The sequence below is a fragment of the Alteromonas sp. 4NH20-0104 genome (assembly GCF_057547795.1).
In genome coordinates this window covers 82,266-95,604 of sequence record NZ_BAAJLP010000010.1, presented here as the reverse complement: position 1 = coordinate 95,604, position 13,339 = coordinate 82,266, and the positions used below count along the sequence as shown (strand labels likewise).

At 49.3% G+C, this 13,339-nt stretch carries 12 protein-coding genes and 1 pseudogene; 7 read left to right on the top strand and 6 right to left on the bottom strand.

Annotation, left to right across the window (positions count from 1 at the left end):
- The first annotated feature begins 166 nt into the window (after positions 1–166).
- Entirely contained in the window at positions 167–604 is a 438-nt protein-coding gene (locus tag AC27IB_RS09390; protein WP_487120474.1) for an anthrone oxygenase family protein, read from the top strand.
- A gap of 189 nt (positions 605–793) precedes the next feature.
- On the opposite strand, the gene AC27IB_RS09385 is transcribed toward AC27IB_RS09390, so the two are convergent.
- Positions 794–1,906, bottom strand: a complete 1,113-nt coding sequence (locus AC27IB_RS09385) for an MBL fold metallo-hydrolase (protein WP_487120472.1) — start codon at positions 1,904–1,906, stop codon at positions 794–796.
- 266 nt (positions 1,907–2,172) lie between these two features.
- On the opposite strand from AC27IB_RS09385, the gene AC27IB_RS09380 reads away from it, so the two are divergent.
- From AC27IB_RS09380 to AC27IB_RS09365, 4 genes are all read left to right on the top strand, one after another.
- Positions 2,173–3,732 (top strand): methyl-accepting chemotaxis protein, encoded by a 1,560-nt coding sequence (locus AC27IB_RS09380; RefSeq protein WP_487120470.1) that lies wholly within the window; start codon positions 2,173–2,175, stop codon positions 3,730–3,732.
- Positions 3,733–3,838: 106 nt separating this feature from the next.
- A complete protein-coding gene (locus AC27IB_RS09375; RefSeq protein ID WP_487120468.1) occupies positions 3,839–4,978 on the top strand; it encodes an EAL domain-containing protein in 1,140 nt (379 codons plus the stop codon).
- Positions 4,979–5,093: 115 nt separating this feature from the next.
- The gene (locus AC27IB_RS09370; protein WP_487120466.1) at positions 5,094–5,510 is read left to right on the top strand and encodes a hypothetical protein; all 417 of its coding nucleotides are present in this window, start codon (positions 5,094–5,096) and stop codon (positions 5,508–5,510) included.
- Entirely contained in the window at positions 5,507–5,698 is a 192-nt protein-coding gene (locus tag AC27IB_RS09365; RefSeq protein ID WP_123323908.1) for a helix-turn-helix transcriptional regulator, read from the top strand. Before AC27IB_RS09370 ends, AC27IB_RS09365 begins: the two co-directional genes overlap by 4 nt.
- A 256-nt stretch (positions 5,699–5,954) precedes the next feature.
- On the opposite strand, the gene AC27IB_RS09360 is transcribed toward AC27IB_RS09365, so the two are convergent.
- Both AC27IB_RS09360 and AC27IB_RS09355 read right to left on the bottom strand, forming a co-directional pair.
- Entirely contained in the window at positions 5,955–6,326 is a 372-nt protein-coding gene (locus tag AC27IB_RS09360; protein WP_296049723.1) for a response regulator, read from the bottom strand.
- 78 nt (positions 6,327–6,404) lie between these two features.
- Positions 6,405–6,584 (bottom strand): annotated as a pseudogene (locus AC27IB_RS09355) (ATP-binding protein); the annotation flags it as partial.
- Between the two features lie 143 nt (positions 6,585–6,727).
- On the opposite strand from AC27IB_RS09355, the gene AC27IB_RS09350 reads away from it, so the two are divergent.
- Positions 6,728–7,141 (top strand): STAS domain-containing protein, encoded by a 414-nt coding sequence (locus AC27IB_RS09350; protein WP_296049722.1) that lies wholly within the window; start codon positions 6,728–6,730, stop codon positions 7,139–7,141.
- Between the two features lie 12 nt (positions 7,142–7,153).
- Here the strand turns inward: AC27IB_RS09350 and AC27IB_RS09345 are convergent, their stop codons facing one another.
- Entirely contained in the window at positions 7,154–7,612 is a 459-nt protein-coding gene (locus tag AC27IB_RS09345; protein WP_487120463.1) for a cupin domain-containing protein, read from the bottom strand.
- A 340-nt stretch (positions 7,613–7,952) separates the two neighbouring features.
- Here AC27IB_RS09345 and acnA point away from each other — a divergent pair, with 340 nt between their 5' ends.
- The gene (gene acnA / locus AC27IB_RS09340; RefSeq protein ID WP_296049718.1) at positions 7,953–10,664 is read left to right on the top strand and encodes an aconitate hydratase AcnA; all 2,712 of its coding nucleotides are present in this window, start codon (positions 7,953–7,955) and stop codon (positions 10,662–10,664) included.
- A 468-nt stretch (positions 10,665–11,132) separates the two neighbouring features.
- On the opposite strand, the gene AC27IB_RS09335 is transcribed toward acnA, so the two are convergent.
- Together AC27IB_RS09335 and AC27IB_RS09330 are read right to left on the bottom strand one after the other, a co-directional pair.
- Positions 11,133–12,044 (bottom strand): sugar phosphate isomerase/epimerase family protein, encoded by a 912-nt coding sequence (locus AC27IB_RS09335; RefSeq protein ID WP_296049713.1) that lies wholly within the window; start codon positions 12,042–12,044, stop codon positions 11,133–11,135.
- Between the two features lie 26 nt (positions 12,045–12,070).
- Positions 12,071–13,090 (bottom strand): LacI family DNA-binding transcriptional regulator, encoded by a 1,020-nt coding sequence (locus AC27IB_RS09330; RefSeq protein WP_296049711.1) that lies wholly within the window; start codon positions 13,088–13,090, stop codon positions 12,071–12,073.
- Positions 13,091–13,339: the final 249 nt, after the last annotated feature.

Below are 13,339 nucleotides of genomic sequence, written 5' to 3'. Positions count from 1 at the left end.
CGCTTAAGGGCTCTGTTCATACTATAAGCACTGCATAAATGGTAAAGCCGTAGCAGGAGCTCAGATGACACAGTTAACTAATCCCTTAAAACGTATTTCGGGACCTGGAGGCTTGGGTAAAACCGGTTGCCAGCCAGCTTTTACATATTGAAGAAGGAGCCGGCTTGTGACTTTTTATCTGAACATGCTCGCCGCCTTACTCTGTGCCCTGATGGCAGGGGTTTACTTTGCTTTTTCCGTGGTAGTCATGCCTTCTCTACACCACCTTGGTGATGAGCAGGGTGCCAGGGTAATGCAGCAAGTTAACCGGGATATTTTGCAATCTTTGTTTATGCCGCTGTTCTGGATGTCCAGTCTGTTGTGTCTGATTTTGCTGGTGGGTGGTCAGTCAGAAATGACCATGTTCGCAGGCGCTATTTACCTAGCCGGAATGCTCGGCGTGACCGCATTGTTCAATGTGCCATTAAACAACCAGCTGGAACAGGCCAGAGAGAATGAAATCCACGAAATCTGGCAGCGTTATCTTAGTCACTGGCAATGGTTTAATCACATACGAACGGTAAGTGCAGCGCTGAGTGCCTTGTTATTCGTCACCGCTGCATAATCCGAACAGGAGGAAGAATGGCTAACGTTAGATCATTTTCAACTAAAACCAGTAAAGGAGCCGCGCATGGCTGATCTTGTTTACTGGATATTGATGCTGGTGCAACAGACTTTGTTCTGGGCTTTGTTTTGGTTCAGGAGTCTCACGGATTATGCCCCTACCGCGCTGCTCGGCTGAGAGACTTAAGTGTTAGTCAACGCTCTGCCACCATGGCTTGCTGGCAGGCGGCGATGCCAGGTTTATGGGCTGGCCAATCAGCGGCGTATGTAGCTGATAGGGCGCATTTTCGCTGAGTGCCCGAATTTCTTCGAAGGGTTCTTTCCACGGATGGCGTGCCAGCGCGAAACGACCAATGTGAATGGGCAGCAGTGCCCTGGCTTTAACATCTATCGCTGCCTGCTTGGACTCACTGGCGGTCATGTGAATATAGGGCCAGCGCGGATCATATTGCCCGGTATCAAGCGCCACCAGATCGAAGCCGCCAAAGCGCTCGCCAATGGCTTTAAAGTGCGGGCCGTAACCTGAATCCCCGCCCAGCAAGAGACGCGATTGCGGGCTGGTAATAACAAACCCGCCCCACAAGGTCTGATTGCGGGTCAGGCTGCGTCCTGAATAGTGTCTGGCCGGTACCAGGTGAATTTGTACGTCATTGCCTAACTCGAGGCTGTCATACCAGTCTGCTTCGCGCAGCTGCTCTGGTGTGTAGTCCCAGTGAGAAAAGTGGGCGCCGATACCCAGCGGAACAAACACCTTTTTTACCTTGTTTTTCAGCGCTAAGGCGGTGTTGTAGTCGAGGTGGTCATAGTGGTCATGGGAGATCAGCAGCACATCAATCTCTGGTAAATCGTCGACCGTAAAGATGGTTGTTCCCTTAAACGCTTTAACCATAAACGAGAATGGGGAAGCGTAGTCGCTGAAGACCGGATCTACCAGAATACGCTGGCCGTTAAGTTGCAGATAGAAGCCTGAGTGGCCTAGCCAGACGATCAGGTTTTCTTCGTGGGGCAGGTTTTTAAAGTCTACTTTGTTTACCGGTACCGCGCTTTGCGGTGCCAGATTATCGGCCGGGGAGGTAAGGTTTCCCCACATCACTGACCAGGTACTGACGCCTTCTTTGAGTACCGGAGTGGTTACCTGATTATGAAAAGCTTGTTCCCCGGCATTGTAGTTAGCTGACTCCGTATAGGCCTTCTGCTGTTGTGCGTCCGGCGCCGCGCCAAACCGGGCGAGGTTGAGGACCACACAACCACCCAGAATTAGTGTGGCCGCGATAATCAGTAATACTGTTATAACGCTTTTCATTTTGAGTCGTCTCTTTGCTGCTGCCGGGTCTGGTATTGCCATGATACCGGGTCATTATCACAGACCATTGCTGCCCCAGACAGCCACAAAAAGCCTTATCTCTTGCCTGATACTCCTATTCCGGCAATTGCCGAAGGTTTAAATAAGCGTTGTGAATTGTTGATCCAAATCTAAGTTATTTCATTCATAGCCAAAGGGATAAGAGTGCTCTGGGGCCCCTTTGTGGTGAGATAAGCGGGTAGTTGTGAGAGGTCAAAGATAATCCCATGCACAGTAAATCCCACCCTGCGGAAGTTCCATTAAGTGACACCGATGTGTTGCTTTCCACAACGGACATGGATAGCCGGATAACCTATGCGAACAGTGACTTTTGTCGTATCGCCGGATTCAGTAAAGAGGACATGTATGGTCAGCCCCATAATCTGGTGCGCCATCCGGACATGCCGGCGCAAGCTTTTGCCAACATGTGGCAAACCATCCGGGCTGGTCAGTCGTGGATGGGGCCAGTTAAAAACCGCTGTCGTAATGGCGATTACTACTGGGTTAATGCCTTTGTTACCCCCATTCGAGATAGCTCTGGCAACATTTGCGAATATCAGTCGGTGCGCACCAAGCCGGATCCGGAGGTGATAAAAAGAGCCGAACAGACTTATCAGCAACTGAGCAATCATAAGGATAAGCCGCAGTTGTCGCATCACGCCGATGCGCTTCCTACATTCAAATGGGGGCTGATATTACTGGCCGGATTAAGCTTTTTGTCTGCCTTTTATAGCGAGCTTTCTGTCTATGTGAATTTGGTTGTGGGTCTGCTGGCGGTGGCAATGTTTAGCGTTTTTATGCGCTGGTCCGCCCGCCTGCAGACACTGACTGAAAAGTCCCGCCGGATTTTTGATAACCCTCTGATGAGCTTTCTTTACTCGGGTCACCGGGATAGTCTGGCGGCCATAAATCTGGCGCTTGAAATGCAGCAGGCACAGTTAAAAGCGGTAGTTGGCCGGGTGAATGATGCGTCACTTAACGTTTGTGAAAATTCTGCCAGCAGCCTGCAGTGTAGTGATGAAGTCAGTTTGCATTTACAGCGTCAGATCGGTGAAGTCAGCCAGGTTGTTGCGGCAATGGAGCAACTGTCGCAGACCATTGGTGAAATATCGGGTAACGTTAACGGAGCCGCCGAAGTGGCGAATGAGTCTGAGGCCAGCACCTTTTTTGGCAAAGGCAATGTCGAGGCAACGATTCAAAACATTCAGAGCCTTAATCGCCACCTGCAGCTTGCCGATCAACAGGTTGCTGGCATGAGCAAAAGTGTGGCGGATATCAGTCAGGCCCTGCAAGTCATCGAGGGGATTGCCGTGCAAACCAACCTACTGGCAGTCAATGCTGCCATCGAGGCCGCGCATAGTGGTGAGTCAGGTAATGGTTTTGTAGTGGTGGCCACTGAAGTCAGAGAACTGGCAACCCGAACGCAGAAGGCTACAGATTCCATTAAACAGGTGCTCGAATCTCTTTCTTCCCATTCAGGCAGTGCTCGTCATGGAATGCAGCAGGCTCTTAACTCTTCCCTGGATTGTGTGGGGCTGGCTGAAAGCTGCGGTTCGAGCCTGATGACGATTCAAAATGAGGTGAGTCGCCTGGCCGACCTCAACCGCAGTATCGCCGCGGCCATTGAACAACAGTCGGCAGTTGCCACCGAAGTAACTGGCAGTATCAACAATATCATGGCGCTGGCATCACAAAGTGGTGAAGTGAGTTCGCAAGCCAAGGCGCTGAATGCCTCACTGATGGATAAAGTTGAAGAACAAAGCGCGTTAATACGGCAGTTTGTTTAGGCAGAATTATCCGGCAGTGCTTTTGGGCTTGGAAAACCCGCTTCCGAAGTGAACCGTAGCGGCGTTTTTGCGGTACTCATACCACAATCAAATAATGAGGCAGTTTATGTGGTGTGCAGAGTGTGAGTCGATTGACGAGTATTTTTATTCCAATACGTACTTTTGGTTGTTTTTACCCACCAGCGAAGCCATCGATAAAGTCACTAAAATGGCTGAGTATGCGAAGTATCCGCTGGAAAGCGTAGAGCATAAGTGTTTGCGGGTGCTGGTTGAGCAAGGCCAGACGGGGAACTTTCTCAATCAGCTCAATGGTTGCCTCGATGGGCCTGAATTTGGCGGTACCAAGGTAACCACTTCTGCCCAGCCGTCACAGCTTTCCATTGAAGAGATAAGCAGAATGACGACGGCTGAGGTGCTTACCCGCCGCTATCAGGCCCAATGGCTGACCGAAGCCATGGACAAGCATACTTATGAAAGCTGGTTTCAACCTATTGTCAGGGCCGGCAGCAATGTGGCAGACCCGTCGATCTTTGCCCATGAGTCACTGTTCCGTATCTTTGATGCTAACGATTCCTTAATACCGCCTGGCTTTGCGTTCTCGCTGGCCGAGCAAAGTAACCTGTTATTTGCGCTGGATCTTACTGCCAGACGTTCTGCGGTTGAGTATTTCTCACGGGCCAGACTGAAGGGCAAGGTGTTCATTAATTTTAACCCCTCAAGTATTTACGATCCGGCGTATTGCTTGCGTGCCACCGCGTCTGCCATCAGCGAGCTTGGCCTAAAGCCCGCTGATGTGGTGTTTGAAATTGTAGAAACCCACCGCGCAAATGACATGAACCACTTAAAGGGGATCCTGTCGTTTTACCGCAGCTCAGGATTTGGTGTGGCGCTCGATGATATTGGCTCAGGCTGGTCTGGTTTAAATCTGCTGGAGCAGTTGAGACCAGACTACGTGAAAATTGATATGGAGCTAATCAGCGGCATCGACGAAAACGCTTATAAACAAAACATTGTTAAGCACCTGATTCAGATAGCCCGTAAAAATCGCACCGAAGTAATCGCTGAAGGGATAGAAACTGAGGCTGAGGCGGAAATGCTCACCGAGCTGGGAGCAGACTACCTGCAAGGGTATTACTTCGCTAAACCAAAACGCTACAGTGACCGCATCAGCAGCGAAGAGCGTGAGGCGATTTATCAGTCAACCCGGCCTATTGAAGAGGCAAAGAAAGCACATCAACTCTCATAGCTCGTACTGAGCGCGGAGTGCATTTGAACAATAAAAGACAAGTGTTGTTTACATTTGTCTTTTTTTAAACTACATTAAGTAAAGTTTGTTTTACTTTATGGAAGGTTTAATTGATATGAGTGACTCTCAGGAACTTAGCCGCCGGCAGCGCAATCAGCTTAATCACCGCCGACTGGCCGGTTATACACTGGTATGGCTGTTGTCGTTAGCTCTGGTGTATTTTGGCCACCGCTACTTATGGGGGGGATCAGCTCTGGTGACCACCGCAATGGTCGGGCTCAATATTATTGCGGGTATCGCAATGATGATGGCCAACAAAAAACTGCTTGCCGGGCTGGATGAGCTGGAGCAGAAGGTTCAGTTGGAAGCCATGGCCCTGGCGTTAGGTGCCGGTTTGGTAGGAGGGTTTGCTTATTCAGCGCTGAGTCAGACTGGAGTATTGCCGTTCCATGCGGAAATTTCACACCTTGCCGTGTTCATTGCGCTGACCTATCTGGTTGCCATGGTTAAGGGAGTGAAGAAGTATCAATGAAAAATCGATTAAAAGTACTCAGAGCAGAACGTGACTGGACCCAGGCAGATTTAGCCGAGCGTCTGGATGTATCGCGACAAACGATCAACGCTATCGAGAAAGGCAAATTTGACCCGAGTCTGCCGCTTGCGTTTAAAGCATCACGATTATTTGGCTTAACCATCGAAGAAATATTTCAGGACGAGTAACCCTTAGCAAGCGGAGAAAATTATGTACAACCTAACCTGTAATACAAAAAATCATATAACTATCGCACTGATATTTGCTGCCGTAATGTTGTTGAGTAGTTGGCTTATGAGAGGCGATGAGAACTCAACAGCGGTGTTTATGAGCCTAATCGGTACCTATCCAATCCTGGCCCGTCTGCTTAATGACAAACGTTCAGCAAGGTGTTAGTGATGCTATGTAGTGCGCCTGTCACTCGCTCCTTAGTCGGGTTTCACTTCAGGTGCCCGGTTGCGAGTACGCGGCCAGTTGCTCAAACAGCTTCTGACGTTCCACCGGCTTGCTGATGACATCGGTAAAGCCGGCTTCGCGGTAGGCGCGCACATCGTCCTGCATGACATTGGCAGTAAAGGCCAGAATGGGGACGGCGGTGTTGAACTCGCGTATTTTTGCGCAAGCTTCTATGCCGCCCATTACCGGCATCCTGATGTCGCACAAAACGAGGTCAAAATGGGCGGTTTTTACGGCATCCACTAATTTGGCCCCGTTATCCACAAACATCGCCTGCGTATGGCATTCCTGCATAAACGCATCCACGACCAGCTGGTTAATTTCATTGTCTTCAGCAATAAGGACTTTTAAGCGGCTCAAATCCGGCGCCTGTGTCACTGAACCTTCGGTTTTCGGTGCATCTGATAGCCCAACTGAACAAGCTGAGCGGGGGAGTATTACCGTAAAGCAGCTGCCCGCTTCTGGTTGGCTTTCTACCTGTATGTCTCCTCCCATCAAGGTAATGAGCTGTTGAACAATACTTAGGCCAAGGCCAGATCCTCCATATTGCCGGGTGGTGGTTACGTTTGATAAAGAGCCAGGCTTAAAGTCCCTGTAGTGCCAATAAAAATGATCAATCCAATCAACAGGCTCCGCTACAAGAATAGAAAACTTTGCGCAGATTTTCTAATTTTGACTACCTTTTAAGAAATAAGGAAAGTTATGTAATGGGTTAATGATGAGTTGTTTTAGTGGGTGAAATGGAAGGCAATGTGAGCACTATGGACAAAATAACTGACAATCCGCAGCGAGAAATTAATAGCGCTCAACACTGTGGGGGCTGCTATTTGCGTCATGCCGACGTTACTAAAGCATCATCGTCTTGCCGATTTTGTTTTACCGGTAAGATAGTTGCCCCGGACACGCTAATATTACCGCCGGTATGGACTGGCCTTAACGCGTTGTCTGTCTTTTCTGCTATACAGAAATTATCCCTGGGCTTACTGCAAAATACGACCCTGAAAATTGATTTTTCTCAGGTTGAGTTTCTTGATTCATCCGGTCTTGGCGCGCTGGTGGGGTTGCAAAAACAACTGGTTCAAAATCATACCGTGATACAAATTATAGGCGCCGACGCTCATGCTCTGCGTTTACTCAAAACGGCGAATTTGCATCAGATGTTCATGATTAACTAGCGGCTGGCTCGGCTAGATAAATTTACTGAGATGCGGGTGTGCCAGTTCTATCCATTGCCGTAAACATGGCTCATCAATAAAGCTGAAATCGGCAAAGTCGAACCCGGGAGCCACCGAACAACCAACCAAAGAGTAGTCTCCGGTAGAGACGGCAGCCTGGTAATGACCGCCTGGTACCACAGTGGCCAGATCATCATCCTGACCGCCGATGCGTTTTTCATGTAATTGTTGCTGATGTAGCTGATACAGGGTCAGCGGAGCACCGTCATAGTGATTCCATATTTCATCATGCAATACTTTATGGAAACGGCTGACCTGCCCTTTCAATAACAGAAAATAAATATGGGTAACTGCGGGGCGCGGCAGTCCGTGCTTGGGCGAACTGACTTCTGCTGCAGAGCGATAAATCTGACGATAATAGCCGCCCTCCGGATGAGGTTCCAGACCGAGTTTATTAACGATAGGGTGCATTTATTACTCCACTGGAGACTGTGACCAAAAATCCCGTTTCTGGCAGAAAAGTCTTAAATACAAGCCGTAGCGGCATGTTTAAGGGTAAAGCATACATAAGGGAAACAGAATGTGCATCTCTTTTATTAAATAATTGTTAATTAATTGCAATGGAATATAGCATAAAATATAGCTCTGAACTTATTACACACCCGGGTACGTATATATTTCATAAGGTCGTTCAGAAGTGGTCCCGTAATAGTTGTAATTTTATGAAAATAAACAGGTTTTTTTATGGTTGGGAAAATGCATGAACGGTTAGAGGTTAGTAAACACAGCAATTAAAAAGGAAGCGTAAAAAATGAAATATCAAACCTATTCGCCGCTCAAGGTGAACGATCACACATATTCTGCGATCAGTTTTGACAAGCTTTCCAATCAGTACGACCTGGCCAGACTGCCTTTTTGCATTAAAATTTTACTCGAAAACCTGCTAAGACATGAGCACACTGACTTTGTCAGTGATGCCGATATTGAAACCATCGCCCGGTGGGACACCAGCGATGCCAGCGATCACGAGATTTCCTTCGTGCCCGCGCGGGTGATTTTGCAGGACTTTACCGGTGTACCGGCCATTGTCGATTTGGCTGCCATGCGTGACGCTATCAATCGCCTTGGCGGTGACGCTCAGGCTATAAACCCGCTTAACCCGGTTGAGCTGGTAATCGACCACTCGGTCATGGTGGATCATTTCGCTGAAGAAGACGCGCTTAGTAAAAATACCGCCATCGAGGTAGAGCGTAACAAGGAGCGTTATCAGTTTTTAAAATGGGGACAATCGTCCTTCGATAATTTTAAGGTGGTGCCACCGGGCCGCGGGATTGTGCATCAGGTTAACCTTGAGTACCTGGCGCGTTGCGTATTCGCCAAAGAGCAAGGGGATGAAACCCTGGTCTATCCCGATACGCTGGTGGGAACCGATTCGCACACCACCATGATTAATGGCCTTGGCGTCCTCGGCTGGGGCGTTGGAGGAATAGAAGCGGAAGCCGCAATGTTAGGCCAGCCGGTGACCATGCTATTACCTCGGGTGGTGGGCTTCCGGTTAACCGGTGAATTGCCGGCCGGTGTAACGGCTACCGATATGGTGCTGACTATTACCGAGCAACTACGTAAGCACGGAGTGGTCGGCAAGTTTGTAGAATTCTATGGCCCGGGACTCAGCTCGCTGACTACCGCTGATCGGGCAACCATCGCTAATATGGCGCCGGAATACGGTGCAACCTGTGGCATTTTCCCACTTGATGACGTGGCTCTTGATTACTTGCGCCTGACGGGTCGTGACGAGCAGCAAATTGAGTTGGTTGAGCATTACGCGCGGCAAACCAGTCTGTGGCACGACGATAACAGCAAAGATGCTGAGTATCATGAAACCCTTGAACTGGATCTGGGCGAAATAGTGCCGTCAGTTGCCGGGCCAAAACGTCCTCAGGATCGAATTGCTCTTGATAATGCGGCTGCCGCCTACAACGACTGGCTGGCGCAACAAATAGACGTTGCTGATGTCACCGAGGAAGCTGATTTTGTTGCCGAAGGTGGCGACGCGCCAGTCGTAGACGAAGATCACGCTTCATATGTGAAACTCAAGGATGAAGCGTTTAATCTGGAAGATGGCGCAGTAGTGATTGCTGCCATTACCAGTTGTACCAATACATCCAACCCTTCCGTGTTAATTGCCGCCGGTCTGGTGGCTAAAAAGGCTGCCGAACTTGGTCTTACCCGTAAACCGTGGGTGAAAACCTCACTGGCACCTGGTTCGCAGGTGGTTACTCAGTATCTGGAAGACGCGGGCCTGATGCCTTATCTGGAACAGCTGGGCTTTAATCTGGTTGGCTATGGTTGTACTACCTGTATCGGTAACTCAGGGCCATTACCTGATGCGATCGAAACCGCTATTCGCAAAGCCAAACTGTCGGTGACCTCAGTACTTTCCGGTAACCGCAACTTTGAGGGGCGTATCCATCCGGATGTGGCCGCCAATTATCTTGCCTCGCCACCACTGGTGGTTGCTTATGCACTGGCAGGTAACATGAAAATGGATATTGCTAATAGTCCTTTGGGTAAAGACGCGCAGGGCAGTGACGTATACCTTAAGGACCTGTGGCCCACACAGGAAGAGATTCAGCAATACATTAAAGACAATGTGTCCGGCGAGCTGTTTAAAGCCAAATATGCCGATGTGTTTAAAGGCAGTGGTGTGTGGAATGAACTGGAAGTCTCGGATACTTCGGTTTATGACTGGCCGGACTCTACCTATATCGAACATCCGCCATTTTTCGAAACTATGTCGACCACGCCGGACCCTATTGGTGCTATCAACAGTGCCCGTTGCCTGGTGAAAGTAGGTGATTCAATCACTACCGACCACATATCTCCGGCGGGTGCCATTGCACCGGAGAGTCCGGCTGGCGAATACTTACAGGAGCTGGGGGTAACGCCGGAGCACTTTAACTCCTATGGCTCACGCCGGGGTAACCATGAAGTAATGATGCGCGGTACCTTTGCCAACGTACGCCTGAAAAACCAGTTAGCGCCAGGTACCAGCGGTAGTGCCACCACGCACTTCCCAAGTGGTGATGCCATGTCGATTTACCATGCAGCCATGCGCTACAAGGAAGAGAAAGTTCCGGCCATTGTGATTGGCGGTAAGGAATACGGCACGGGATCCAGTCGTGACTGGGCAGCCAAGGGACCATCACTTATGGGCGTGAAAGCCGTGATTGCCGAGAGCTTTGAGCGAATTCACCGCTCTAACCTGATTGGTATGGGAATTCTACCGCTACAGTTCAGCGAGGGAGACAGCGCTGAATCGCTGGGTATCGAGGGGAATGAGCAATTCTCTATTGAACCGGTGGAGCGTGGTCAGAAAACGACCCAGATGACAATTAAAAAGGTTGATGGCAGCACGTTAACGGTTGATTTAACCGTACGGATTGATACCGCCAATGAGTTTACCTATTACGAACATGGCGGGATCCTTCATTACGTGATCCGTGAGTATCTTAAAGCCTGATCGGCAGGCACCAAAAAGGGGCCGAGGCCCCTTTTTGGTTTTCACTCCTAAACCACCTACTTCAGTAGGTAGTTATCATTCGTGGTAGGGCTTGGCCCATATATATTAGTCAGCAAATAATGATGTATATAGATTGTTGTCGGAGTCGCCGACCGCGACCAGAGGGTGTTGTGCGACCCGGTGACCGTGAACCACTCTGGACTCCCCGCAGCCCTTATCAGTGAAAAACGTCATCGTCCCTTGGCAGAACAAACTAGACCGTCAATGACGGCACATCCATGTGTCGCATCGACTGAATCCTCATCCATGATGATTCTTCCAGTTTGTTATGTATGCCAGTGACAATGACAACACTGAAGAAGGGCACAATTTTTGTTCTTTCTTCGATTTAAATAGAGCCCCCCTTTTAGGGGGTTAGCGCAAAGCCACCTTCTTCAGAAGGTGGATTATTTACATTTGTTGTAAAGTTTAGTACTTACCGTTCAGGCGACTGACAGTGAGGTAACCTTGCTTGATGGTTTCGACCATATCATCGGTTTTGTCGCGCTCAACAAATTTATGTTCAATGCCCGAGAGTTCGCCGTTAGCAAAAATGTCGTCAAAGTTGATGGTGCCTTTACCCACGTCAGCAAATTCGCCCTGGGCGTCCATGTCTTTCACATGCCATAATTTGAAGCGGCCCGGATTGCGTTTAAAATAGTCTACCGGGTTCAGGCCGGCTTTTACGGTCCAGTATAAGTCCAGCTCCATGGCAAGCAGGTCGGCATCACATTCATCGAGCAGAACATCATAAGGGACCTGACCATTCATGTTTTCGAATTCGAAATCATGGTTGTGGTAGGCCAGCTGAATACCATTGGCTTTAAAGGTTTCGCCGAGTTTGTTGAGGCGTTCAGCGAGTCGCTGATAACCGGCTATATCTGTGCTGCGATCTTCAGGGAAGATATACGGCACTACCACGTATTTGTGGCCCATGGTTTTAGCGATTTCGATCTGTTTTTCAACGTCAGCGTCGGTAGACATAAATTTAAGTAATACGTGAGAGGACGGCGCGGTTAAACCCAGTTCGTCCATTAACGCTTTAACGTCTTTAGGGTCGTTGTCGTAGAAACCGGCAAACTCCAGCTCTTTGTAGCCTACGCTGGCAACCAGTTTTAAGGTGTCAGTTACGCTTTTTTCCATCATGCTGCGCAGCGTGTACAGTTGCAGGCCAACGCGATTGACTTTGGCGGCAGTGGTCACCGTGGATGCTCCCCCACAGGCTGCGGCACCAAAGAGTGCACCAACGCCGGTGGCCGACATTTGCATAAAACGGCGACGACTCAGCTTGCTGGCAGAGGCGGTGGTAATGATTGGGCTGTTTTTACGGTGTTGCGACATAGGTTTTCTCCCTTTTATTGGCATATTCACAGCCTTACCGGTTGCGCCGGGGCTGGCCCTGTGCTGTTTCGGATAATTAACTGGTACGGCAGAATGACTTTTACTGCACGTTTGGCTTTGCCCTTTAAAACATCAATGAGCAGGTTAATGGCGGTCTCACCAAATTCCTCTGCCGGCTGAGCGATAGTGGTTAATGGTGGATCGCTGAATTTTGCAAAGGCGATATTGTCGAAGCCGGACACTGAAATGTCTTCAGCAATGCGTAAACCAGCGGCTTTCAGGCGACTGATAGCGCCCAGCGCCATTTCATCGTTTTCGCAAAAAATGGCGCTTACCGGGTGTGACTGGCTAAGGATGCGGTCGGCTGCATCGTACCCGGATTGCAGCGTAAAGTCGCCGTCGAACATCAGCTCTTCGCAGTATTTGAGTCCGGCTGCCTGTAAGGCATCTTTAAAGCCCAGCATCCGCTCACGGGTTAACGGGCTGGACGCCGGGCCTTTGATCATAGCGATATGCTGATGGCCGAGTTCAACCAGGTGTTCGGTCATTGCGGCGGCGGCCAGACGGTTGTCCAGTGAGACTGTGGGGCACTGTGGCGTATCGAGAATTTCACAGGCGTTAACCATAGGCAATAAGCCCTGATCATCTGCGTCATTATCACTGAAGGGGTTAAAGGCCCGAAGTTGTACCACGCCATCAGCTTGTGATGTATGGATCATCCGGGCGTAATTTTGTTCGGTAGCACTATCACCCATGGTATTAACCAGCAGTAAAGAATACCCCTCAGCAGCAGCGGCTTCCTGCATGCCACGGATCACCCTGGCGAAAAACACGTTAGCCACGGTAGGCACCAGAACTACAATATTGTGGGTTTTGCCAGAGCGAAACTTCACCGCCATCAGATTGGGTTTATAGTTAAGCTGCTCAATGGCGCGGGTCACTTTGGCCCGGGTTTTTGGCGATACCAATTCTGGTTGCTGTAACGTTCGTGACACCGTGGCCACCGAAACGCCTGCTAGGTCAGCAACTTCTCTTATATTCGACAACTAATCGCCCCCACATAACCACAGTGAATAATGTAACCGATAACATTTATTGTTTTTTTATGTTAACAAAGTTTCTGTTTTCAGGTAGCTAAAAATGCGTGTTTTCCGCGCATTAACCAAAAACCACTCCATTTTATTAACATATTTGTCATAAATTTGGACTAGATCTGGTGAATAATCTTGTTATACTCCGATGTAATCCGTTACATTTTTACATCATTAACAAAAAGTACACAAGTGCGTTTTGGA